21 protein-coding genes are annotated in these 24306 nt (G+C 65.3%); 20 read left to right on the top strand and 1 reads right to left on the bottom strand.

The window, feature by feature from the left end:
• Nucleotides 1-5 precede the first annotated feature (5 nt).
• Nucleotides 6-1970 carry a putative bifunctional diguanylate cyclase/phosphodiesterase gene (locus ACGLHR_RS32105; protein ID WP_400098794.1) on the top strand — a complete coding sequence of 655 codons (1965 nt, stop codon included), beginning with the start codon at nt 6-8 and terminating at the stop codon, nt 1968-1970.
• A 38-nt stretch (nt 1971-2008) separates the two neighbouring features.
• Here the strand turns inward: ACGLHR_RS32105 and ACGLHR_RS32100 are convergent, their stop codons facing one another.
• A complete protein-coding gene (locus ACGLHR_RS32100) occupies nt 2009-2755 on the bottom strand; it encodes a hypothetical protein (RefSeq protein ID WP_400098793.1) in 747 nt (248 codons plus the stop codon).
• Nucleotides 2756-3088: 333 nt separating this feature from the next.
• Here ACGLHR_RS32100 and ACGLHR_RS32095 point away from each other — a divergent pair, with 333 nt between their 5' ends.
• From ACGLHR_RS32095 to flhF, 19 genes are all read left to right on the top strand, one after another.
• Entirely contained in the window at nt 3089-3472 is a 384-nt protein-coding gene (locus tag ACGLHR_RS32095) for a response regulator (RefSeq protein WP_400098791.1), read from the top strand.
• Nucleotides 3473-3641: 169 nt separating this feature from the next.
• Nucleotides 3642-4118, top strand: a complete 477-nt coding sequence (locus ACGLHR_RS32090) for a chemotaxis protein CheW (protein WP_318238370.1) — start codon at nt 3642-3644, stop codon at nt 4116-4118.
• A gap of 45 nt (nt 4119-4163) precedes the next feature.
• Nucleotides 4164-5816: a methyl-accepting chemotaxis protein gene (locus ACGLHR_RS32085; protein ID WP_400098789.1), complete on the top strand. Its 1653-nt coding sequence runs from the start codon at nt 4164-4166 to the stop codon at nt 5814-5816.
• A gap of 154 nt (nt 5817-5970) precedes the next feature.
• Nucleotides 5971-7788, top strand: coding sequence for a methyl-accepting chemotaxis protein (locus ACGLHR_RS32080; protein WP_400098787.1), 1818 nt, complete (start codon nt 5971-5973; stop codon nt 7786-7788).
• A gap of 80 nt (nt 7789-7868) precedes the next feature.
• Entirely contained in the window at nt 7869-8600 is a 732-nt protein-coding gene (locus ACGLHR_RS32075) for a DUF4088 family protein (RefSeq protein WP_318238367.1), read from the top strand.
• A gap of 413 nt (nt 8601-9013) precedes the next feature.
• Nucleotides 9014-9331 (top strand): flagellar transcriptional regulator FlhD, encoded by a 318-nt coding sequence (gene flhD / locus ACGLHR_RS32070; RefSeq protein ID WP_006162633.1) that lies wholly within the window; start codon nt 9014-9016, stop codon nt 9329-9331.
• Complete coding sequence (gene flhC / locus ACGLHR_RS32065; RefSeq protein WP_318238366.1) at nt 9328-9933, top strand: flagellar transcriptional regulator FlhC; 606 nt, start codon at nt 9328-9330, stop codon at nt 9931-9933. Before flhD ends, flhC begins: the two co-directional genes overlap by 4 nt.
• Nucleotides 9934-10171: 238 nt before the next feature.
• Nucleotides 10172-11035: a flagellar motor stator protein MotA gene (motA, locus tag ACGLHR_RS32060; RefSeq protein ID WP_318238365.1), complete on the top strand. Its 864-nt coding sequence runs from the start codon at nt 10172-10174 to the stop codon at nt 11033-11035.
• An 18-nt stretch (nt 11036-11053) separates the two neighbouring features.
• The gene (gene motB, locus ACGLHR_RS32055) at nt 11054-12076 is read left to right on the top strand and encodes a flagellar motor protein MotB (RefSeq protein WP_400098783.1); all 1023 of its coding nucleotides are present in this window, start codon (nt 11054-11056) and stop codon (nt 12074-12076) included.
• Nucleotides 12077-12135: 59 nt separating this feature from the next.
• The gene (gene cheA / locus ACGLHR_RS32050; RefSeq protein ID WP_400098781.1) at nt 12136-14169 is read left to right on the top strand and encodes a chemotaxis protein CheA; all 2034 of its coding nucleotides are present in this window, start codon (nt 12136-12138) and stop codon (nt 14167-14169) included.
• A gap of 21 nt (nt 14170-14190) precedes the next feature.
• Complete coding sequence (gene cheW, locus ACGLHR_RS32045) at nt 14191-14685, top strand: chemotaxis protein CheW (protein WP_006162638.1); 495 nt, start codon at nt 14191-14193, stop codon at nt 14683-14685.
• A gap of 90 nt (nt 14686-14775) precedes the next feature.
• Nucleotides 14776-15678, top strand: a complete 903-nt coding sequence (locus ACGLHR_RS32040) for a CheR family methyltransferase (protein ID WP_400098779.1) — start codon at nt 14776-14778, stop codon at nt 15676-15678.
• Nucleotides 15678-16334 (top strand): chemoreceptor glutamine deamidase CheD, encoded by a 657-nt coding sequence (gene cheD, locus ACGLHR_RS32035; protein WP_318238545.1) that lies wholly within the window; start codon nt 15678-15680, stop codon nt 16332-16334. Before ACGLHR_RS32040 ends, cheD begins: the two co-directional genes overlap by 1 nt.
• A gap of 24 nt (nt 16335-16358) precedes the next feature.
• Entirely contained in the window at nt 16359-17435 is a 1077-nt protein-coding gene (locus ACGLHR_RS32030) for a chemotaxis response regulator protein-glutamate methylesterase (RefSeq protein WP_400098777.1), read from the top strand.
• Between the two features lie 97 nt (nt 17436-17532).
• Nucleotides 17533-17928: a chemotaxis response regulator CheY gene (gene cheY / locus ACGLHR_RS32025; RefSeq protein ID WP_006162642.1), complete on the top strand. Its 396-nt coding sequence runs from the start codon at nt 17533-17535 to the stop codon at nt 17926-17928.
• A gap of 10 nt (nt 17929-17938) precedes the next feature.
• Nucleotides 17939-18574, top strand: coding sequence for a protein phosphatase CheZ (gene cheZ / locus ACGLHR_RS32020; protein WP_400098775.1), 636 nt, complete (start codon nt 17939-17941; stop codon nt 18572-18574).
• Nucleotides 18575-19615: 1041 nt separating this feature from the next.
• The gene (flhB, locus tag ACGLHR_RS32015; protein ID WP_400098773.1) at nt 19616-20758 is read left to right on the top strand and encodes a flagellar biosynthesis protein FlhB; all 1143 of its coding nucleotides are present in this window, start codon (nt 19616-19618) and stop codon (nt 20756-20758) included.
• Nucleotides 20755-22842 (top strand): flagellar biosynthesis protein FlhA, encoded by a 2088-nt coding sequence (gene flhA, locus ACGLHR_RS32010; protein ID WP_400098771.1) that lies wholly within the window; start codon nt 20755-20757, stop codon nt 22840-22842. Before flhB ends, flhA begins: the two co-directional genes overlap by 4 nt.
• Nucleotides 22843-22855: 13 nt before the next feature.
• Nucleotides 22856-24306: flagellar biosynthesis protein FlhF (gene flhF, locus ACGLHR_RS32005; protein ID WP_400098769.1), on the top strand; the 1451-nt coding region annotated here is incomplete at its 3' end.

Here is a 24306-nt window from a genome sequence, read left to right as displayed (position 1 = left end):
TTGACATGAGTGCTAGCCTTCTGCTGCTCGCTGCCCTATCCGGCCTCGCGGTCGGGTTGGGGATACGTGCAGCCAAGCCGGACCGGGAGCAGCCTAGCGGGCCGGTCCGGTCGCTGCAATGGGCGGTCTTGCTGCTCTCCCCTGCTTCCGTGGGCCTGCCGTTATGGGTCGCGCTGGGTTCCGGCAGCCTGCACGTCACGCGCGAAGTGTCGCAGACCGCGGCGGCGCTGGTCGCGACGGCCGCACTCACGCTTGCCATTCCGTGGCTGCGTCGCAACGTGCCGCTGCGTGGTGCCGCGCTGGCGATGACGCTGGCCGGCGCCGGCGTGGTGGTGGCTGCAGGCATGCGCCTGAGCACCCTGTGCGGCGATGCCTTGCGCCCGTCCGCCCTTTGCCTGGATCCCGGCAGGTTCATGCAGCCGGCCTGGGTGGCGGTGGGCGCGCTGCTTTTGCTGCCGCTGGGCTTCTTCGTCCTGCGCCGCGCCAACCTGCCCGGATGGCGGCTGGCCAGCACCGGCAACTTCGCAAGCCCGCAGAACCATGCGCTGGACGAGATGTTCGAGGACCATCCGCCCGGTACCAGTACCAGTACCGGTAGCAGCGGCGGCCCGACGGTGCCGGCGCGGCGCCGTGGCCGTATCCCGGGCCGCCTGACCGTGCGCGCGACCGCGCGCGGCCACGGCACGGTCGGAGAGTACAGCGTCAGCACGGACCTTCCGGACCGCACCGGCTTTGCCCGCTGGCTCGACCAGTCGATCGCGCAGGCGCGGCTCGCCGAAACCGGCTGCGCCGTGCTGCTAGTGCATATCGCCGATTTTCGCGAGGTCGACGAGGTCTTCGAGGTGCGCGCCGACGATATCCTGGCACAGGATGCCGGGGCGCTGGCCCAGGCAGCGCTGGAGCCGCACGACTTCCTGGCGCGCCTGGCGCGGGACGAATTCGCGGTCGGGGTGCCGGAGATGGTGCACCAGAACCGCGCCAATGAGCTGGGCGCGCGCTTGCTGGGCTCGCTCGCGGAGTTCGTGGCCGCGCGCGGCCTGCAGATGCAGATCGGGGTGAATATCGGCATCGCCTTCTACCCGCGCGATGCGCAAACCTCCGAAGCCCTGATGCAGGCGGCACGCGTGAGCCTGCGCGAGGCGCGCGAAAGCGGCTCGAACCAGGTGCGCGTATTCAATTCGGCAGCCGGCGAACGCGCGCGGCGCATGCGGGTGATCCGCCGCGATCTGTGGCTGGCCATCCAGGACGATGGCCTCGCCTTGCAGTACCAACCGAAGTTCGACGTGCGCCAGCGCACCGTGATCGGCGCCGAGGCGCTATGCCGCTGGCGCCATCCCACCCTGGGGCAGGTCAATCCCGCCGAGTTCATCACGGTGGCGGAGCAGTCCGGCCAGATCGACAAGCTCGACGACTGGGTCATCGCCACGGTCTGCCGGCAGATCCGCCAGTGGCAGGACGACGGCATCCCCGTGGTGCCGGTGGCCATCAACGTTTCCGGCTTGCGCTTTGCCAGCCGCGACTTCCCGCAGTACCTGCTCGAGCAGATCCACCAGCATGACATCCCCCCGTCGGCCGTCACGCTCGAGATCACCGAGACCGCGGCGATGAAGGACGTCGCCCAATCGCTGGAGACGCTGCTGGAGCTGCAGGCGCTGGGCATCCATGTGGCGCTGGATGACTTTGGCAGTGGCTATTCAAGCCTCGGTTATCTCAAGCGCTTGCGAGTCGGGACGTTGAAGATCGATCGGACTTTGATTGGCGGGCTGGATGTCGACGCGCAGGGCAGGGCGATTGTCGGCTCGATGGTGGCGCTGGCGCACGAGCTGAAGATGCGGGTGGTGGCGGAGGGCGTGGAGTCGCATTCGCAGCTGGATATCCTGGCGGGGATGGGGTGCGATGAGGCGCAGGGGTATTTGCTGTCCAATCCTTTGGATCCGGTTACGTTTGCCAATTTGTTGTCGGGGGCGTGAGGGGGGGCGAAAGACGCCTCGCCGTCAAACATTACTTTCTAGGCGCGAAAGGCTCTGGTAACGCTCCCCCAGGGCGGAAACAACGCCAAAACCCGGGTAAACCGCCCGCTCTCCGGCACCAGCAAGGCAAAGCGCGTCTCGCAATGATGCCCGGTAACGGCCCCAAGCCGGCGCAACTGCTGGCTGCAGCTAACCAGCGAAGGCAGCCCGCGCGGCAGGTAAATGCTAACTAGCAGCGCCTCCGGCTCGATTCGCGTGCGGCCATGGAAGCGCGCCAGCTGCATCAGCAGCTCATCCGACATGCTGGCCTCGCTGCTGGTGTCCAGGTGCAACGCCAGGCCAATGGCGTCGCGATTGACTGCCGTTTGCACGTCCCGCCAGGTCAGTGGCATAGGCCCGTCGCCGAGCACCGGCGCGAACAGCACCGAGGCCAGTAGCTGCAGGGTACGCGGCAGCGCCTCGGCGGTGGTCGGCACGATAGGCCCGCAGCCGGTGGCGGCATGTGGCAGGCCGTCGACCAGCAATGTGAGCACAAGGCGATCGGGATGGCGCAGCGAGCGCAGGCGTTGGGCGGTGGTGGCGTTGATCTGCCGCTCCACGATGACGAGCTGGGCATCAGCCGGCTGGCGTGGCCGCCGCGATACCCAGTGCAGGCGCCCACCAAAATCTGGAAGCGATGCCAGCAATGCATCCGTGGCGCCCTGGACGAAGACGGTGAGCTTGTCGGGTTGGCGCGGGTCAGGGGCTTCCCGTTTGCTCCACTGCGGGCCTGGCAGGGTCGACATGATCACGTTCCGATGGTGTTGCAGTGCCACTGTCGCGGGTAGCGCAGGCGTGCCATGGCCCGCCGGTGCACGGGCCATTTTGCGGCGAGGCCGTAGTATGCCGACCCGTCGCCGCCAGATGCACCCCATGCTCGTGGGGTAACAAATTCCGTCGATCGACGCAGCCGTACTACGGATTCGGCCACCGCTGCCGATATGCCCCAAAGGGGCGTTGTTTGCACCGGCCACGCCAGTCGCGCATCGCCGCATACCGCAGCCCCGTCCGCAGGAACATCGGTCCAGGGCCAGGACCCAGGCTTGTGGACTCACCATCGTGCTGTCAACGGAGCCGCTATGTCTTTGCCTCATATTCTAGTCGTCGATGATTCTCCCTCCCTGCGCCGCATGATCGGCGCCTGCCTGCGCGCGGGGGGCTACGACGTGGCCGAAGCCGCCGATGGCGACGAGGCGCTGGCGCTCGCTCTCGACGCTACCTTCGGCATGGTGGTGACCGACCAGGTGATGCCGGGAACGGACGGCCTGACCTTGATCCGCACGTTGCGCGGGACCACCGCCTATGCCGCCATCCCGATGCTGATGCTGAGCACCGAAGCCGACAGCCAGGTGCGCGAGCAGGCTCGCGTGGCCGGCGCGTCCGGCTTCCTGGCCAAGCCGTTCGATCCGGATCAACTGATGGAGGCCGTGAATGCGCTGCTGGACCCCTCCAAGGTAGGGTAAATGCATTGGCATTGTTGCCCTTCAGTCACGTCCAGGACTGCCGTTAAGAGGTAAACGATATTCGTGCCTCGACGCAGGCTGAGTCTCGGCCTGGCTGCCCGCCCGCGGGCCGGCCGGCTGCGGCTTTGGCCGCGCCGCATGGCTGGGTCATTGCAGCGGGAGCCAGCAAATGAAAACCGGGATCAAGACAGAGGGCACGGGGGAAGAGTTCCTCGCGTTCAGATTGGGCGGCGAGGAGTACGGCGTCGACATCCTCAAGGTGCAGGAGATCCGTGGCTATGAGAATGTCACGCAGATTGCCAATGCGCCAGCCTATCTCAAGGGTGTGGTCAACCTGCGCGGGATCATCGTCCCGATCATCGACCTGCGCATCAAGTTTCGCCAGGACAAGATCAACTACGACCAGTACACGGTCGTGATCATCGTCGACCTGCACGATCGCACCACCGGCATCGTGGTCGACGGCGTATCCGACGTGCTGACGCTGGCCCCGGGCCAGATCCGGCAGGCACCCCAGCTTTCCGGCGAGACGGACTACATCCGCGGCATTGGCTCGGTCGAAAGCCGCATGCTGATCCTCGTCGATATCGAGAAACTGCTAAACACCGAAGAACTCGCGGCCCTTGAGGCAGCCGCGGCCGCCTGAGGCCGCCGCACCTAGCGAGAGTCCGATCCACGCAGTCTCCCATCCATGCGAAACAATCAACCCGTTACCTCCCGAGAGTACAAGCTCTCCGAAGACGATTACCTGATCTCCAGGACCGACCTGAAGGGTCGCATTACGTTCGCCAACCGCGCCTTTATCGAGGCCAGCGGATTCGAGTCCGAGGAATTGCTCGGCGCCGCGCACAACCTGGTCCGCCATCCGGACATGCCGCCGGAGGCGTTTGCCGATCTGTGGAAGACCATCCAGGCCGGCCGCTCGTGGGTCGGCATCGTCAAGAACCGCCGCAAGGACGGTGACTTCTACTGGGTCAGCGCCACGGTGACGCCGACGGTCATCGATGGCCAACTGGTGGGCTATACCTCGGTGCGTTCGATGCCGCAGCGCGAGCAGGTCGAGGCAGCAGGCGCCGCCTACGCGCGGCTGCGCGAGGGCAGCGGCTCGGGCCTGGCCGTGCGCGACGGCGCCGTGGTGCGACGGGGACTGGCGGGGCTGCCGGGACGCCTGGGCAAGATCACGCTCAAGCGGCGCATCCTGCTGTCGCAGGCAGCGGGGCTGGTGTGGTTTCTCGCCGCGCTGCTGGCTTTCGAGACGCTGGCCGGGGGCGAAGCTTTGAGCCAGTTGCGGCCCTGGCTGTGGAGCGGCTTCGGGCTGGCGATGGCGTCATCCTTTGTCGCCGGTACGTTGCTGCTGGCTCGCGTGAACCGGCCGGTGCAGGACATGCTCGACTTTGCCTTGCGCATGGGCGCGGGCGATCTCACCACGCGCCTGGATTATCGCGCAAGCGACGAAGTGGGGGCGCTTGCGCGTGCCATGCGCACGATGCAGCGCAGCTTGCTGTCGGTGGTGGGCGAGATCCAGGAGGGCATGTCGAGCATCTCCACGGCCACGCGCCAGGTGGCCGCGGGCAACAGCGATCTCTCGCAGCGCACCGAGCAGCAGGCGGCCTCGCTGGAAGAAACCGCGTCGAGCATGGAAGAGCTGACCAGCACGGTGCGCCAGAACGCGGACAACGCGCGCCAGGCCAGCGGCCTGGCAGCCAACGCCTCCGAGATTGCCGTCAAGGGCGGCGAAGTGGTGGGCCGCGTGGTGCAGACCATGGACGACATCAACGGCGCTTCGAAGAAGATCGTCGACATTATCGGCGTGATCGAAGGCATTGCGTTCCAGACCAATATCCTGGCGCTGAACGCGGCGGTGGAAGCCGCGCGTGCTGGCGAGCAAGGCCGGGGCTTTGCGGTGGTGGCGGGCGAGGTGCGCGGGCTGGCACAGCGCAGCGCGAACGCGGCCAAGGAAATCAAGGGCCTGATCGGCGACACGGTGGCGCGGGTGGACAACGGCTCGGCGCTGGTGGGCCAGGCCGGGTTGACCATGGGCGAGATCGTGCAAGCGGTCAAGAGCGTGACGGACATCATGGGCGAGATCAGCGCGGCATCCGCCGAGCAGAGCTCCGGCATCGAGCAGGTCAACAAGGCAGTGGCACAAATGGACGAGGTGACGCAACAGAACGCGGCACTGGTGGAGCAGGCCGCAGCCGCGGCCGGCTCGCTGGAAGACCAGGCCGGGCGCCTGCGCGATGCGGTGGCCACCTTCCGCGTCAGCTTGCGCCCTGAAGCACGGCCGGTGCGCGCCCGCCAGGGCGACGCGCAGCGCGGTGCCCGGCATCTGGCGCAAGCCTGATGAGAGAAGAGATCAAGCAGTGTCGAGGCAATCAGCCTGCAAGCGTGTTCTAGAAAAAAAGAAGTAGCGCCTGTCGTCCGTACCGCCGGCAACCCGCCGGCAGCGGACAGATGAGGCCCCCGGTCAAGTCATTCAGAAAAAAGAGGTAGTCTGCATGCAATGGTTCAATCAGCTCCGCGTCACGACCAAGCTGGTCGTTGGCTTTCTGGTCGTGTCGCTTATCGGCGCGGTGATGGGTCTGCTGGGCGTCGTCAACATGGGGCGCATGACGGATTGGACCAGCAGGATTTATCACGACGACCTGCAGGCGCTCAAGGCGGTGCAGAGCGGCAACATCGACCTGCTCTATTCCAGCCGCGCGCAGATTGCGCTGCTGTCGGCATCGACCATGGGCGAGCGCGCCGCCGAGAAGGAGCAGATCGAAAAATCCCTGGGCCTGCTGGACGAGAGCATGAAGCGCGCGCGCCCGGCGTTCAGCCAGCCCGAAGGCCAGGCCATCGTCAAGCAGTTCGATGCCCTGCTGCCCGCCTACCGTGACCGCCTGGCCAAGTATGTGGCGCTTGTGAGCAAGCAGCCGCTCGATACGTCGCAGTTCGAGAGCCAGGTCTTCACCGAGAGCGCCGACCTGATCAAGGACAGCCGTGCGCTCGAAGACGTGATGGCACAGATGGTCAAGCGCCGCGACAATCGCGCGCTGGCCAACATGGAAGAAGCGCGCGGCGTCTACGAGGCCTCGCGCTTGTGGATGCTGGGCCTGGTGCTGGGCGGCCTGGCCGTCTCCGTGCTGCTGGGCGCCTTCCTGGCCCGTACGCTGTCGCGCCAGCTGGGTGGCGAGCCGGCCTACGCGGCGGCCATCGCCTCGCGCATCGCCGAGGGCGACTTCTCCGCCGACGTGAAGCTGCGTGCGGGCGACAAGGACAGCCTGCTGCACGCCATGAAGCAGATGCAGCAGCAACTCTCGGCCATGGTGCGCGACTTCAAGGATTCCGCGGAATCGATCGCCTCCGCCTCGCGTGAGATCGCCGCGGGCAACAGCGACCTGTCGCAGCGTACCGAACAGCAGGCGGCCTCGCTGGAACAAACCGCGTCGAGCATGGAAGAGCTGACCAGCACGGTGCGCCAGAATGCGGACAACGCGCGCCAGGCCAGCGGCCTGGCAGCCAATGCCTCCGAGACCGCGGTCAAGGGTGGCGAAGTGGTGGGGCGTGTGGTCAAGACCATGGATGAGATCAACGATGCTTCGAAGAAGATCGTCGACATTATCGGTGTGATCGAAGGCATTGCGTTCCAGACCAATATCCTGGCACTGAACGCGGCAGTGGAAGCCGCGCGTGCCGGCGAGCAAGGCCGGGGCTTTGCGGTGGTGGCGGGCGAGGTGCGCAGCCTGGCGCAGCGCAGCGCGAACGCGGCCAAGGAAATCAAGGGCCTGATCGGCGACACGGTGGCGCGGGTGGACAATGGCTCGACGCTGGTGGGCCAGGCCGGGCACACCATGGGTGAGATCGTGCAGGCGGTCAAGCGGGTGACGGACATCATGGGCGAGATCAGCGCGGCGTCCGCCGAGCAGAGCTCGGGCATCGAGCAGGTCAACAAGGCCGTGGCACAAATGGACGAGGTGACGCAGCAGAACGCGGCGCTGGTCGAGGAGGCCGCGGCGGCGGCCGGTTCGCTGGAAGACCAGGCTACGCGCCTGCAATCTTCGGTGGCCGGCTTCCGCCTGGCCGAAACGGATGGCTTTGCCGGCTCCCGCGTGCAAGCGCCACGGCCCAAGGTGATCGCTGCGTCCAAGCCCAAGCGCAAGGAGCCGTCGGCACCTGCCGCCCACTTTGAAGAGGCCGACCACGCCGAGCCCGCATCGGCCGAGAAGGCTGAGCGCGAGGGCGGGCGTGAAGCGCCTGCGCCTGTTGCGCAACGCGCCGCCCGGCCCGCAGCCCTTGCCACCTCCGACAGCGGCGACTGGAGCGCTTTCTGACGGCAGGCAAGCGAGGGGCTCCTGCCGCCGGCCGCGCCGGCGGCAGCCCGCCGTCAGCGTCATAGCCAGAATTGCACACCATGACTACCGAAATCACCCTGGCGCTGCCCGAAGAAGCCGCGGCCAAGCTACGTGCCGAGTTCGAGCACTTCGTCAAGCTCTCCACCGGGCTGGACAACGAATTCACGCCGCCCGGCTTCGATGACTTCCTGCGGGCGCGCTTGCTGCACCATGACGGCCCGCTGACCGAGCGTGCCGTCACGCGGCTGCTCTCGGGCGGGGAGTACGCCTGGGCCAAGCGCGTGTTCAACAAGCAATTGCCCAACGCCATGGCAACCCTGATGCGCGACGCGCAGCGCTTTGGCTACGGCCTGGCGGTCCGCTACGAATGGACGCCCCAGGAGCGCCTTGCGCATGCCCGTAACTGGTCCCGGCAGATCCTGGAGGACGCCGGGGCCGACCTGGATTTCACCGATTCCCTGGCGTCCCAGCTGGCCACCTCGGCGGTGGATATCCGCACGCTCGAGGAGCAGATGCAGACACCCGCATGGCGCGTCGCGGAAAGCCTGCGCCGCCGGGTCTACGACCTCATGTACATGGTGCAGACCGAGCGCACCGCAGGCACGGCACGCTCGCGCCTGGGCGAGTTGCGCGCGTTGCTGGGGCTGTCGATGGACTACGGCACTGTCAGTGCCGAGGAGGCCGCACGCGTGATGGAACAGGTGGAGCAAACCTGCCCGCATCTGTTCCGCGAAGAGCCCGACGACCTGTTCGCACGGGTGGCAGCATGGCTGCGCAGGGTCCTAGTGTAGTGAGGGGTAGCTCGTCAATAGAGGAATGCGACTAGTGCGCTCCATGATGGGGTGATCTGACAGGCTACTTAGAGCTTTTCCTCTGTTACATACGCGTAACAGTTTTGATGCAAATCACATGACAAGGAGGTGACCTGTTACAAACTTCGAGTTCCATGTATGTTTCATGCGACATTGCTGTACCCCAACGTAAGAGGGGATTGGCAGTCTGGTCTAATTGCCGATATAACTCTGTCAGTCGCACTTACACTCTGTAACACTTGTAACGTTTCAGATAAGTCTGACCAAGCGCAGTTCCTTAGTTGTACGCAGTACCCGTCGAATACGCACTCAAACGATCTGGTCGCCTTCAGCCTTCGGCTGCGGGTAAGCGCCGGACAAGCGGTCGAAGGGCTTTTGGTAGCGGGGAAAAATTGGAAAGCAGTGAAGTTCTCCAGGAGATCAGGGAGGTCAATCTCGCCTATCTGCTGCTCGCGCAACGCCTGGTGCGCGAAAACCATCTGGAAGCCATGTTCAGGCTTGGCGTCAGCAAGGAAATTGCCGACATTCTCGCCAAGTTGACACCGGCCCAGCTTGTCAAACTGGCAGCATCAAACATGGTCCTATGCCGTTTTCGGTTCGATGACCATGCCTTGCTGTCGACACTCACCCATACGGCCAAGAGCCATGATATGCAGCAGATCCATGCTGCGATCCTGCTCGCACGGCAGCCTGTGGAGTCGCTCAATTGACCGCGCTCCTGCAGGCCCCTTCAATCCGGAGTACCACGGCCACTCCCGTCCCCAATCGCAAGAGCGTCCTGCAGGACGCCAACCAGACCCAGCTCGCCATTGAGCTGATCGGCCTGGGTGCCCGCCTGCAAGTCCTCGAAGCCGAGACCACGCTGTCGCGCGATCGCCTGATCCGCCTCTACAAGGAGCTGCGCGGCGCCTCGCCGCCCAAGGGCATGCTCCCCTTCTCGACCGACTGGTTCACCACCTGGTTGCCAAACATCCATTCCTCGCTGTTCTTCTCGGCCTATCAGTTCATGGTCCAGCAGGGCGAGACGGTTGGCATCCGCGGTGTGGTGGCAGCCTATCGGCTCTATCTTGAGCACGTATCGCTGCTCGAAAGCGAAATTGTCTTAAGTTTCACCCGTGCCTGGACGTTAGTACGGTTTTTCGAGAGCAACATGCTGCAGCTTTCCAGTTGCACCTGCTGCGGCGGGCGTTTCGTGACGCACGCGTACGAGCCGCATGCGAATTTCGTATGCAGCCTGTGCCGTCCGCCCTCGCGTGCTGGCAAAGCCAAGAAGCTCTCGAAGGACATCGCACCAGCGCAAGCTGTCGCCTGACTGAAATCCTTGGGTCGATAGGTCACTAAGTCTTCAAGTCTTGCCGTCTTGAGTCGTTAAGTCTTAAGACGGACCAGACTTAAGGACCCAAGGCTTTAAGGCCCGATGGTCCCAAGGTCTCAGATCCGATGGCAGCCTGCGTGACAGGTGAGCCCTGCCAGCAGGCGGTAACCCCGCCTGGCTGGAGGGGTGACCCTTGTGCGTGCCTGACGCGTGTTTTTCTGACGGGGAATCAATCGTGCTAGTTGTAATTGGCTTTGTTGTCGTGATAGCGGCGGTGCTTGGCGGATACGCCATGACCGGTGGCCATATGGGCGCGCTTTATCAACCGGCAGAGCTTGTCATCATTGCAGGCGCGGCCATTGGCGCGTTCGTCAGCTCCAATAATGGCAAGGCGATCAAGGCCACCGTGCGCGTGCTGCCGACACTGTTCCGCAGCAGCAAGTACAGCAAGGCGCTGTACATGGAAGTCATGGCGCTGCTCTATGTCCTGCTGTCCAAGGCCCGCCGCGAAGGCATCCTGTTCCTCGAGAAGGAAATCGCGGATCCGGCGGCCAGCAGCGTGTTCAGCCAGTATCCGCGCATCCTTGCCGACCCGGGCATGATGGAGTTCCTGACGGACTACCTGCGCATGATGGTCAACGGCAATATGAACGCCTTCGAGATCGAGACCCTGATGGATCACGAGATCGAGACCTTCCGCCACGAGGCCGAGGTGCCGGCGCATGCGTTGAACCGCGTCGGCGACGGCCTGCCCGCCTTCGGCATTGTTGCCGCGGTGATGGGCGTGGTGCACGCGCTGGCCTCGGCGGACTTGCCGCCGGCCGAACTGGGCGCGCTGATCGCGCACGCCATGGTCGGCACCTTCCTCGGCATCTTGCTTGCCTATGGCTTTGTCTCGCCGCTGGCAGCGCGGGTCGAGCACCAGGTGGACGAGACCGTGAAGATGTACGAGTGCATCAAGGTCACGCTGCTCGCTTCGCTCAATGGGTATGCGCCGCTGGTGGCGGTGGAGTTCGGCCGCAAGGTACTGTACTCGACGGAGCGGCCATCCTTCCTCGAGCTGGACGATCACGTCCGCGAAGTCAAGAGCATTACCTGACGAAGAGGAGCGGCAGCGATGAGCAGTGAGCACGGTTCGCATCCCATAGTCGTCAGGCGCATCAAGAAAAGCAGCGCGGCACATCATGGCGGCTCGTGGAAGATCGCCTACGCGGACTTCATGACCGCAATGATGGCGCTGTTCCTGGTCCTTTGGCTGCTGAAGGCTCAGACCCCCAAGGATCTGCAGCAATTGGCGGAGTACTTTCGTACGCCGCTGAAGGTGGCAATCGAGGGCGGCAACAAGAGCAGCCTGTCCTCCAGCGTGATCCCGGGCGGTGGTCGCGATGTCACCCGCCAGGACGCGGAGGTCAGGAAGACGCCCGACAACGCCACGGACAAGGCCAAGGAGCGCCAGGAAGCCGAGCGCCTGCGCGCGCTCAAGAAACGTCTTGAGCAGATCATCGAGAACAACCCGGTGCTGCGCCAGTTCCGCCCGCAGTTGCTGCTCGACATCACCAGCGAGGGCTTGCGCATCCAGATCCTGGATACGCAGAACCGGCCGATGTTCCGTACCGGCAGCGCCGCGGTCGAGCCGTATATGCGCACCATCCTGCGCGAGATCGGCCCGGTGCTCAACGAGATGCCCAACAAGGTCAGCCTGTCGGGCCATACCGACTCCGCCAACTATTCCAACGGCGAGCGCACGTATAGCAACTGGGAGCTCTCCTCCGACCGCTCCAATGCCTCCCGGCGCGAGCTGATTGCCGGCGGCATGAACGAGGGCAAGGTGCTGCGCGTGATCGGCCTGGCCGCGACCATGCCGCTCGACAAGAAGGACGATCTCGCGCCGGTGAATCGCCGCATCAGCATCGTGGTGCTGAACCAGCGCGCGCAGTCCCGAATCGAGGCCGAGAATGCCAGCGCCGCCGAGGTTTCGATAGCAGCAAAGGCCGGTGAAGCCGGCCAGGAAGTGCAGGCAGGCCTGGCGGCCGCCTCCGCCCCCGCAACCGCAGTCGCGCCGGCCGCTTCGGCCGCCCCGGCCGCGGCTGCACCGGGCAACGCCGCCGCGGCCCCGGCCAAGCCGGGCAGTGTTCAATGAAGCCAGCCTGCCATGCCGGCAGCGGGCTTCGCAGCAAAATTCAGTGAGCCAGGACGGTTATGTCTGTCGATATCGATATCACGCAGTTCTACCAGACCTTTTTCGAGGAGGCGGAAGAGCTCCTCGTGGAAATGGAGCAACTGCTGCTCGGGCTGGATCTCGAATCCCCCGATGCGGAAGAACTCAATGCGATTTTTCGCGCGGCGCACTCTATCAAGGGCGGTGCGGCCACGTTCGGCTTCGCGGCCCTGACCGAAACCACGCACCTGCTGGAAAACCTGCTTGACCGTACGCGGCGGCGGGAACTGGCGTTGTCCCGGACCATCATCGACACTTTTCTGGAAACCAAGGACGTGTTGCAAGATCAGCTCAACGCCTACCGTAACGGTACGGAACCCGATCCGGAAACGCTGGCGCGTATCTGCGCCGTTCTTCAGCAACTGGCGCTTGAGGCTGCAGGCGGCACGCCGGCAGCGGCGCCCGCCCCGGCGCCTGTCGCCGCGGCGGCAACCCCGGCAGCCGCGCCTGCGCCAGCAGGCGGCGGCCTGAAGGTGACGCTGGTCAAGGTGTCGCCGTCAGACCAGGCACTGCTGCGCGAAGAGCTCGCCAACCTGGGCGAGATCACCGGCCAGAAGGAAGAAGGCGGCAATCTCACCGTGTGGCTGTCGAGCCAGTGCAGCGCCGATGACATCATCGCGGTCTGCTGTTTCGTCGTCGACGGCGACCAAATCGTCGTGGAAGCGGCGGATGCGCCTGCACAGGCCGCAACGGCCGCAGTAGCCGAGCCGGTAGCTGCGGCGCCGGCGCCTGCGCCGGTCGCCGCCGAACCGGCGGCGCCAGCCCCGACCGCGCCTGCTCCCGCAAAGGAAAAAACCAAGGCGCAGCCCGCCGCGGCCGCGCACGCGCAGGAGTCCGGCTCGATTCGCGTGCCCACCGAGAAGGTGGACCAGATCATCAACCTGGTGGGCGAGCTGGTCATCACGCAATCGATGCTGGCGCAGACCGCATCGGCGCTCGATCCGGTGCTGTTCGACCGCTTGTTCTCCGGCATGGGCCAGCTCGAGCGCAATGCGCGCGACCTGCAGGAAGCGGTGATGTCGATCCGCATGATGCCGATGGACTACGTCTTCTCGCGCTTCCCGCGCCTGGTGCGCGACCTCGCCGCCAAGCTGGGCAAGCAGATCGACCTGATCACCTTCGGCAAGGCCACCGAGCTCGACAAGAGCCTGATCGAACGCATCATCGATCCGCTGACCCACCTGGTGCGCAACAGCCTGGACCACGGCATCGAGACGCCGGACAAGCGCGTCGCCGCAGGCAAGGAGCCCACCGGCCAGCTGATCCTGTCCGCCCAGCACCACGGCGGCAACATCGTCATTGAAGTCAGCGACGATGGCGGCGGCCTGCGCCGCGACAAGATCCTCGCCAAGGCGCTGCAGAATGGCCTGCCGGTCTCCGAGAACATCAGCGACGAAGAAGTCTGGCAGCTGATCTTCGCGCCGGGCTTCTCCACCGCCGAAGCGGTGACCGACCTGTCCGGCCGCGGCGTGGGCATGGACGTGGTCAAGCGCAACATCCAGGAAATGGGCGGGCACGTCGAGGTCACCTCGCGTCCCGGCCAGGGCACCACCACCCGCATCGTGCTGCCGCTGACGCTGGCGATCCTGGACGGCATGTCCGTCAAGGTGGGCGCCGAGACCTTCATCCTGCCGCTGAACTGCGTGATGGAGTCGCTGCAGCCCAAGCCGGAAGACGTGCACACGGCCGCCAACAACGATCGCGTGATGCATGTGCGCGGCGAGTACCTGCCGCTGCTGGAGCTGCACCGCGTGTTCAACGTGGCCGAGGCCGTGCATGAGCCGACCCAGGGCATCGCCGTGATCCTGCAGGCCGAAGGCAAGCGCTTCGCGCTGCTGGTGGACCAGCTGATCGGCCAGCACCAGGTGGTGCTGAAGAATCTCGAAACCAACTACCGCAAGGTGCCCTGCATTTCCGCCGCCACCATCCTCGGCGACGGCAGCGTGGCACTGATCGTGGACGTCGGCGCGCTGCAGCGCACCGGAGTGCGCCGCCAAGACCCGGCGCTTGCTTAACGCTCAGGAGAACAAGACATCATGGCCGGCATCGGACACATCGATACCCCCGGGAGCGAGGCTTCTGGGCAGGAGTTCCTGGTTTTCACGCTGGGAAGCGAAGAATATGGCATCGACATTCTCAAGGTGCAGGAGATCCGCGGCTACGACGCGGTGACCCGCCTGGCGAATGCGCCTGACTTCATCAAGGGCGTGACCAATCTGCGCGGCGTGATCGTGCCGATCGTGGATCTGCGCCTGAAGTTCCGCTTGGGCAACGTGCGCTATGACCACCAGACCGTGGTCATCATCCTCAATATCGCTGGCCGTGTGGTCGGCATCGTGGTGGATGGCGTATCGGACGTGCTGACCCTGACCGGCGAAGCCATCAAGCCGGCGCCGGAGTTCGGCGTCTCGGTCTCGAACGATCACCTGACCGGCCTCGGCACCGTCGACGGCCGCATGCTGATCCTGATCGACATCGAGAAGCTGATGACCAGCGCCGAAATGGAACTGGTCGAAGCCGAGCTCGCCTGATCCCGACCGGATCCGCCTGAGTTCGCCAAAGCAAGCCCCACCAAGCCTTAGCAGCCCCAGCAAGACCACGGCTACAAGCCCTCGCAACACATGACGCAGCCTCGCCAAACCGCCTTTGCCGCCGGCCCGCAATCAGCGCAGCCCGCTTCCCTGCGGCGCGACGAGCCGCGTGACTTCCTGCTGACCGAGCGGGACTTCGAGAAGATCCGCGCGATGATCCATCGCCGCGCGGGCATCTCGCTTGGCAGCCACAAGCGAGAGATGGTGTACAGCCGGCTGGCGCGCCGGCTGCGCACGCTGCAGCTGGTCGATTTCAGCACTTACCTGGCGATGCTGGACGCCGATGAAGGCTCGGACGAGTGGGAGTTCTTTACCAACGCGCTCACCACCAACCTGACGTCGTTCTTCCGCGAGGCGCATCACTTCCCCTTGCTGGCGGAGCACGCCAAGAAGACCGGCCGGCCCTACTCGGTATGGTGCTCGGCCGCGTCCACCGGCGAGGAACCCTACTCGATCGCCATCACGCTGGCCGAAGCGCTAGGTGAGCGCGCTGCCACGGTGCTGGCCACCGATATCGACACCCAGGTGCTGGCCAAAGCCCGCTCCGGTGTCTATACCGCTGAGCAGGTGAGCAAGCTCTCGCCGGAGCGGCTCAAGCGCTTTTTCCTCAAGGGCACCGGCCAGCGCGCCGGCGCGGTCAAGGTCAAGCCGGACCTGGCAGGCACCATCAGTTTCGAGCCGCTTAACCTGCTGGCGCCGGACTGGGGGATTCGCGAGAAGTTCGACGCGATCTTCTGCCGCAACGTGATGATCTATTTCGACAAGCCGACCCAGGGCAAGATCCTGGAGCGCTTCGTGCCGCTGCTCAAGCCCCACGGGCTGCTGTTCGCGGGCCACTCCGAGAATTTCTCCTACGTGACGCGCGCTTTCCAGTTGCGCGGGCAGACCGTCTATGAACTGGCGCCGCCGTCGGCCCGGCTGGGAGGATCGTGATGCGCACGCCCCAATTGCCCGAGGCGATCGCCACCCGCAGCTACTTCGACCGCGAATTCGGCAAGCAAGCCATCAAGCTGTTGCCCAACGAGTATTACGTGACCCGCGAAGACGTGGTGCTGACCACCGTGCTCGGCTCATGCGTAGCGGCGTGCATTCGCGACGAAACGGCTGGGGTAGGGGGCATGAACCACTTCATGCTGCCGGATGACGATGGCGTCGGTGCAGACCGGCTGCTGTCCGCTTCGATGCGCTACGGCTGCTATGCGCTGGAAGTGCTGGTCAACGAACTGCTGAAGATGGGCGCGCGCCGCGAGCGGCTCGAAGCCAAGGTGTTTGGCGGCGGCGCGGTGCTGGCCAACATGACCACGCTCAACATCGGCGACCGCAATGCGGAGTTCGTGATCCGCTACCTGAAGACCGAGGGGATCCGCCTGGCCGCGCAGGACCTGCGCGGCCCGCATGCGCGCCGGGTCAGTTATTTCCCGCTTACCGGGCTGGCGCTGGTGCGCCGGCTCACGCGCCAGGACGACCAGGTGGTGGTCGAGCGTAACGAACGCGCCCTGGCACGCGCCATTGCCAGCTCCGCGACGGCGCCCGCCACGGGCGGCGCGGAACTGTTTTCACGGCGTGCGCCATCGGCTGCCGTTTCCTGATACGACAAGGACTTTTTTTCAGACATGACTGCGGCCAAGATCAAGGTATTGTGCGTGGACGACTCCGCGCTGATACGCAGCCTGATGACGGAGATCATCAACAGCCAGAGCGATATGGAGGTGGTGGGTACCGCCCCCGATCCGCTGGTGGCGCGCGACCTGATCAAGCGCCTGAACCCGGATGTGCTCACGCTCGATGTGGAAATGCCGCGCATGGACGGGCTGGATTTCCTCGAGCGGCTCATGCGCCTGCGCCCGATGCCGGTGCTGATGGTGTCGTCGTTGACCGAGCGCGGCTCGGAAATCACGATGCGCGCGCTGGAACTCGGCGCGGTGGATTTCGTCACCAAGCCCAAGCTCGGCATCCGCGACGGCCTGATGGATTACACCGACACCATCGCCGACAAGATCCGCGCCGCGTCGCGCGCACGCATCCGCGGCAACACGCCCGCTAGCGGGGAAGCGGCGGCGCCGGCTGCCCCGATGCTGCGCAGCCCGTTGCTGTCCACGGAAAAGCTGATCATCGTCGGGGCGTCCACCGGCGGCACCGAGGCCATCAAGGAATTCCTGATGCCGATGCCGCCCGATTGCCCCGCCGTGCTGATCGTCCAGCATATGCCGGCCGGCTTCACGCGTTCGTTCGCGCAGCGCCTGGACGGCCTGTGCCGGATCACGGTCAAGGAAGCGGAGCACGGCGAGCGCGTGCTGCCGGGCTATGCCTATATCGCCCCGGGCGACTCGCACCTGCTGCTCGCGCGCAGCGGGGCCAACTATGTGGCCCACCTGTCGCAGGAGCCGGCGGTCAACCGCCACCGGCCGTCGGTCGAGGTGCTGTTCGACTCCGCGGCCAAGCATGCCGGCAAGAATGCCATCGGCGTGATGCTGACCGGCATGGGCAAGGACGGGGCGCAAGGCATGCTGCGCATGCGCGAGGCCGGTGCCTACAACCTGGCGCAGGACGAGAGCAGTTGCATCGTATTCGGCATGCCCAAGGAGGCGATTGCCGCCGGTGGGGTGCATGAGGTAGTACCGCTGCACGCGATGAGCCAGCGCGTGATGGCACGCCTGGCCACCTTCGGGACACGCGCGCAGCGAGTTTGACAGGGCACAAGCGCTGGCCCCGCCGCATACCGGCGGGGCTGGCGTACATATTGCAAGTATTGCAGCAACTTTCCACAACTGTATTGGAGCCGTTAGAGTGGACAAGAACATGAAGATCCTGGTGGTCGATGACTTCCCCACCATGCGTCGCATCATCCGCAACCTGCTTAAGGAACTGGGCTTTGCCAACGTCGAGGAAGCCGAAGACGGCGCCGCGGGCCTGGAGAAAGTCAAGGACGGCAGCTTCCAGTTCGTTATTTCCGACTGGAACATGCCGAACATGGACGGCCTGAGCATGCTGCAGGCGATTCGCGCCGAAGGGGCGCTCGCCAAGTTGCCGGTACTGATGGTAACGGCCGAGGCCAAGAAGGAAAACATCATCGCCGCGGCACAGGCCGGCGCGAACGGCTATGTGGTCAAGCCGTTCACGGCTGCGACGCTCGATGAGAAGATTACCAAGATCTTCGAGAAACTGGCGAAGGAAGGGGCATAAGGTGGGTGACATGTCGACGACTCCGACGCTAAGCAACGAATCTGCCGAGCAACTGTTCCAGCGCATTGGCGCCCTGACACGGATGCTGCGCGACAACATGCGCGAATTGGGGCTCGACAAGGAAATCGAGCGCGCCGCACAGGCCATCCCCGATGCGCGGGACCGCTTGAGCTATATCGCCTCCATGACCGAGCAGGCTGCCGAGCGCACGCTGACCGCGGTGGAGCTGGCGCAGCCGATCCAGTCCGGCATGGAGAAGCAGGCCGAGGCGCTCGACAAGCGCTGGGAAGCCTGGTTCGAAACGCCGGTGGAGCTGGGTGACGCGCGCGAGCTCGTGCTCGATACGCGCGCATTCCTGGCCGACGTGCCGCAGCAGGCCCGCGCCACCGGCAGCCACCTGCTCGACATCATGATGGCGCAGGACTTCCAGGACCTGACCGGCCAGGTCATCAAGAAGATGATGGACATGATCCACTCACTGGAGCAGGAACTGCTGCAGGTGCTGATCGATAATGTCCCGGCTGATCGCCGTGTTGAAGCGCCAACTACGCTGATGAATGGGCCGCAGGTGAATCCGGAAGGGAAGGCTGATGTGGTTTCGGATCAGTCGCAGGTGGATGATCTGCTGGCAAGTTTAGGTTTTTGAGTTGGAAGTGGGGGCGGATGGCTGGAGCCTGTTGTCGCTGACGCGGCTGTGCGTAGTTGGTCGGTTATGCGCATGGAGGCGTTTCCAGGCCTCTGGCCCCGCTGACGCGGGGGGGGGGTCTCTTGAGGGTGGGGTTTTGATGCTTCTAGCTGCTGTCGCGGCTGTACGGTGTTGGCCGTTTTGGAACGTGTGAGATGTCACTTTTCTTTACTCGCGGCTCGTAAAGAAAAGTAACCAAAAGAAAGCGATCCTTGCAGGAGGCTGGCGTGTCGGGGTTGCGTAGCCCGGTGGTTTCGTCGTCAGGCCCCGGGTTTTAATGGACTCGTGCCGTTACCGGTTTGAATGGCCACGATACTGCGGATGACGCTGGTTTCGTGGTGAGACTGCTCGGTAGCGGCATCCCTGCTCATTCATCCATCTGCCGGTACCGGTGCGAAGCACCACGATCTATCACGCCGTGATGGTTTCGTGGTGGGGTTGGCGCGGTGGTGAATCCCTCAAAACTATTCCTCGGTGCCACCGCGCCCACGACGAAAACGGGACGCCTGCAACTTCGTGGCGGCTCGCGCCGCGAGCGATAGACGGCTTGAAATTCGTGGTGGCCGCTACCGGGGGGACCACCACGAATCTCTTGGCATGGGCAGGGTCGTGGTGATCTAAACTGGTAACGGCACGAGTCCATTAGCACCCAGGGCCGTACGACGAAACCATTGGGGTCCCCAATGACGCCACGCCAGCCTCCTGCAAGGATCGCTTTCTTTTGGTTACTTTTCTTTACGAGCCGCGAGTAAAGAAAAGTGACATCTCACACGTTCCAAAACGGCCAACACCGTACAGCCGCGCCAGCAGCTAGAAGAGCAAAAACCCCGCCCACAAGAGACCCCCCGCGTCAGCGGCCACCAACTTCCGACCCTCCCCCCTGTCCCCCCATCCCCCAAACAACACCCTATTCCCCTCCCTATTCCCCCTAATGCCGGCCAGCCCCCCCTTCGATAATCATCGCTGACGAACGGCCGCATGCCGCTTCGTAACGGAGCGGCCATGTCCGAAGAAAGCGATCTCGAGAAAACCGAACCCGCCTCAGCGCGGCGCCTGGAGAAGGCGCGCGAAGAGGGGCAGGTCGTGCGTTCGCGCGAGCTCGCCACGCTGATCATGCTGATGAGCGGCGTAGTGGGCCTGTGGACGCTGGGCGGCACGCTTGCCAGCAAGCTCGATGCCGTGTTGCACGCCAGCCTCGCCTTCGAGCCGGCGATTGCCTTTGACACGTCGCGCATGATGTCGCGCTTTGGCATCGCGGTCTGGGAGGGCCTGCTGGCCTTCCTGCCGCTGCTGCTGTTCTTTGGCGCCGCAGCGCTGGCCGGCCCCATGCTGCTGGGTGGCTGGATGTTCTCCGCCAAGTCCTTCGCCCCGGATTTTTCGCGCCTCTCGCCGCTCAAGGGACTGGGCCGGCTGTTCTCCTCGCAATCGCTGGTGGAGCTGACCAAGGCCATCGCCAAGGCGTTGCTGGTTGGCAGCGTGGCCGGCTGGGTGTTGTGGCGGCGGTTGCCCGAGGCCATCGCGCTGATGAGCGCGCCGATCCACGAGGCGCTGCTGCACATGCTGGAGATGGTGCTGAGCTGCTCCGCGATGGTGGCGGGGTCGCTGGTGCTGGTGGCGGCGCTCGACGTGCCCTGGCAGTACTGGACCTTCTACAAGAAGCTGCGCATGACCAAGGAAGAGGTCAAGCAGGAGCACAAGGACAGCGAAGGCGACCCGCACATCAAGTCGCGCATCCGCCAGCAGCAGCGTGCCATGGCCAAGCGCCGCATGATGTCCGAGGTGCCGAAGGCGGATGTGGTGGTCACCAACCCGACCCACTTCGCCGTGGCGCTGCGCTACGAAGAAGGCCGCATGAGCGCGCCGCGCGTGGTCGCCAAGGGCAGTGACGCGATTGCCGCGCGCATTCGCGAGATTGCCGTCGAGAACGGCGTGCCGTTGCTCAGCGCGCCGCCGCTGGCGCGCGCGCTGCACCGTCACGTGGAGCTGGGCAGGGAAATTCCCGCCGGCCTGTACACCTCCGTGGCCGAAGTCCTGGCCTGGGTCTATCAACTGAAGCACTGGCACCACAGCAGCGGCCCGCATCCGGCGGCACCCTCCGATCTGCTGGTGCCTGACGAGTTAGCCGTACCGGAAAGCCAAGCATGAACGCATTGACCTCGCTGTTCAAACTGCCGGGGGGCCAGGCAGGCGGCCAGATGAAGGCCCTGGCCGGCCCGCTGCTGATCATCATGATCCTCGGCATGATGATCCTGCCGCTGCCGCCCTTCATCCTGGATCTGCTGTTTACCTTCAACATCGCCCTGTCGATCATGGTGCTGCTGGTGGGCATGTACACGCAGAAGGCGCTGGACTTCGCCGCCTTCCCGGCGGTGCTGCTGTTCACCACGCTGCTGCGGCTGTCGCTCAACGTGGCCTCGACCCGGGTGGTGCTGATGGAAGGGCACACCGGGCCGGACGCCGCGGGCAAGGTGATCGAGGCCTTCGGCCACTTCCTGGTCGGCGGCAACTTTGCCGTGGGCATCGTGGTGTTCGCGATCCTGGTGGTGATCAACTTCATGGTCATCACCAAGGGCGCGGGGCGTATCGCCGAAGTTGGCGCGCGCTTCATGCTCGACGCCATGCCTGGCAAGCAGATGGCGATCGACGCCGACCTCAACGCCGGCCTGATCAATGAAGAAGGCGCCAAGAAGCGCCGCGCCGAGGTCTCGCAGGAATCGGACTTCTACGGCGCGATGGACGGTGCCAGCAAGTTCGTGCGCGGCGATGCCGTGGCGGGCCTGATGATCATGTTCATCAACGTTGGTGCCGGCATGGTGGTAGGCATGGTGCAGCATGACCTGGACTTCGCCACCGCGGTGCGCAACTACACCCTGCTGACCATCGGCGATGGCCTGGTGGCGCAGATCCCGGCGCTGGTGATCTCCACCGCAGCCGGTGTGATCGTCTCGCGGGTCTCCAACGAGCAGGATGTGGGCCAGCAGCTGACCGGCCAGCTGTTCTCCAATCCGCGCGTGCTGTACCTGACCGGCGCCATCATCGGCATGATGGGCATCATCCCGGGCATGCCGCACTTCGCCTTCCTGGCCTTCGCCGGCGCGCTGGTGTGGTTCGGCCGCTATGTGGCACGCCGCGACGTGGCGCAGGCGCAAGAAAAGAAGCGCGAGGAACGCACCCCCACGGTGGCGCCCGAGTCGACCGAGGCCAGCTGGGACGACGTCACCCTGGTCGATCCGCTCGGCATGGAAGTGGGCTATCGCCTGATCCCGCTGGTGGACCGCGCGCAGAACGGCGAGCTCCTCGGCCGCATCAAGAGCATCCGCAAGAAGGTGGCGCAGGAGATTGGCTTCCTGGTGCCGGTGGTGCATATCCGCGACAACCTGGAACTCAAGCCCAACGCTTACCGCATCACGCTCAAGGGCGTGGAGATCGGACGCGGCGAAGCCGCGCCCGGGCAGTGGATGGCGATCAACCCCGGCCAGGTATCCGGCGCGCTGCCGGGCACGCCCAGCCAGGACCCGGCCTTCGGCCTGCCCGCGGTGTGGATCGAGGGCGGCCTCAAGGAACAGGCCCAGACCTACGGCTACACGGTGGTGGACGCCAGCACGGTAGTGGCCACTCACCTCAACCACCTGATCCACATGCACGCGGCCGAGTTGCTTGGCCGCCAGGAAGTGCAGGCGCTGCTCGACCGAATCGCCAAGGAATCTCCCAAGCTCACCGAAGACCTGGTTCCCAAGATCATCACGCTCACCGCGTTGCAGAAGATCCTGCAGAACCTGCTGGACGAAAGCGTGCCGATCCGCGACATGCGCACCGTGCTGGATGTGGTGGCCGAGCATGCGCCGAAGGTCAGTGATCCGAACGAGCTTACCTCGCTGGTGCGCGTGGCGCTGGGCCGCGCCATCACCCAGCAGTGGTTCCCCAACGGCGCTGACCTCCAGGTCATCGGCCTGGACGCCGGCCTGGAACGCGTGCTGTCGCAAGCGCTCACTAACGGCGGCGGCATCGAGCCGGGCCTGGCCGACGCGCTGCTGCAGCAAACGCACGGCGCGGTGACCAGGCAAGAACATCTGGGGCTGGATCCGGTGCTGCTGGTGCCGCATCCGCTGCGCCCGTTGCTGGCGCGCTTCCTGCGCCGGACCATGCCGCAACTCAAGGTGCTCTCGCATGCCGAGGTGCCGGACAACCGAAATATCAGGATCACCGCCATGATCGGTGGCGCAGCGTGAGGGGTTTCGCATAATGAGCGTAGCTAAATTCGTGGCGGCCAATGGCCGCGAGGCCTTGCGCCAGGTGCGCGAGGCAATGGGACCGGACGCCGTGGTGCTGTCCAACCGCACCGTCGAAGGTGGCGTGGAGATTGTCGCGATGCGCGACACCGATCTCGGCGCCATTTCCAGCAGCGCGCCGGTCTTCACGCCGCCGCCCGCCGTGGTGGCTGTCGACGGCGCCCTTGGCGACCTGCGCGGTGAGCTGCAGACCATGCGCGCCATGATGGAGCGGCAGTTCTCCGGCGTGGGCACGCACAGCCTGCCGTCGATGGGCGGCGACCCGCTGCGCGACTCGCTGTTCACCTGGTTAGTGACCGCTGGCTTCTCCGGGCAGCTTGCCCGTTCGCTGCTGGGTCACTTGCCGCTGGGCCATGACCGGCCGGCCGCCATGACTTGGATCCGCCAGGAAATCGCGCGCAAGGTGCCGGTGCTGAATGACGAAGATGCGCTGTTCGCCCAGGGCGGCGTACTAGCGCTGGTCGGCCCCACCGGCGTGGGCAAGACCACCACCACCGCCAAGCTCGCCGCGCGCTTCGTGCTCAAGCACGGCCCGGAACGCCTGGCTCTGCTGACCACCGACACTTTCCGGATCGGCGCGCACGAGCAGTTGCGCATCTACGGCGACATCCTTGGCGTGCCCGTGCACGCGGTCAAGGACGCGGCCGACCTGCGCTTCGCGCTGGCGGCGCTGACCGAGAAGCACCTGGTGATCATCGACACCGTGGGCATGAGCCAGCGCGACCGCAACCTGTCCGAGCAGATCGCCATGCTGGCCGGCGTGCAGGCCCCGGTGCAGCGCATCCTGCTGCTCAATGGCGCCAGCCATGGCGACACCCTCAACGAGGTCGTCCACGCCTACCGCCACGATGCCACGCCCGATGGCGGCATCGACGGCTGCATCGTCAGCAAGCTGGATGAGGCCACCCACCTGGGCTCCGTGCTCGACGTGGTGATCCGTCACCGCCTGCCGGTGTACTACGCCTCCACCGGCCAGCGCGTGCCCGAGCACCTTGAGCTCGCCAACGGCGCGGCCCTGGTCGAGCGCGCCTTCCAGACGCCGCGCCGCGGCTCGGTGTTCGCCGACGCGGAAGCCGCGCGCCGCGCCATGCCCGCACAGGACGACAGCGAAGCCACCCGCGCGGCCAGCCCCGGCGGCGCCGACGGCATGCTGCGCTCGCTCACCGACAGCGCCAACGCGGTCGGCGACTGCGTCGAGCAATTGAACGCCGGCAGCTATAGCTTTGAACTGGTCCGCTCGCTGTGGCAGCAACGCAATGAGAGCGCCCCCTCGCCGCGCCTGATGGCGCAGCAGGTGCGCGAGGCCGCCTGCCGCGACCTCGCCCGCCATTGCGACCGCTTCGTGCTGTCGCTGAGCGCCACCGTTGCCGCGCCGGTGGCGGGACGGCGCGCGCCGCGCCCCTG

This window comes from Cupriavidus sp. CuC1, assembly GCF_044627735.1.
Taxonomy (GTDB): Bacteria; Pseudomonadota; Gammaproteobacteria; order Burkholderiales; family Burkholderiaceae; genus Cupriavidus; species Cupriavidus ulmosensis.
The sequence above is the reverse complement of the archived record's forward strand: the minus strand, read 5'-3'. Positions and strand labels throughout refer to the sequence as shown.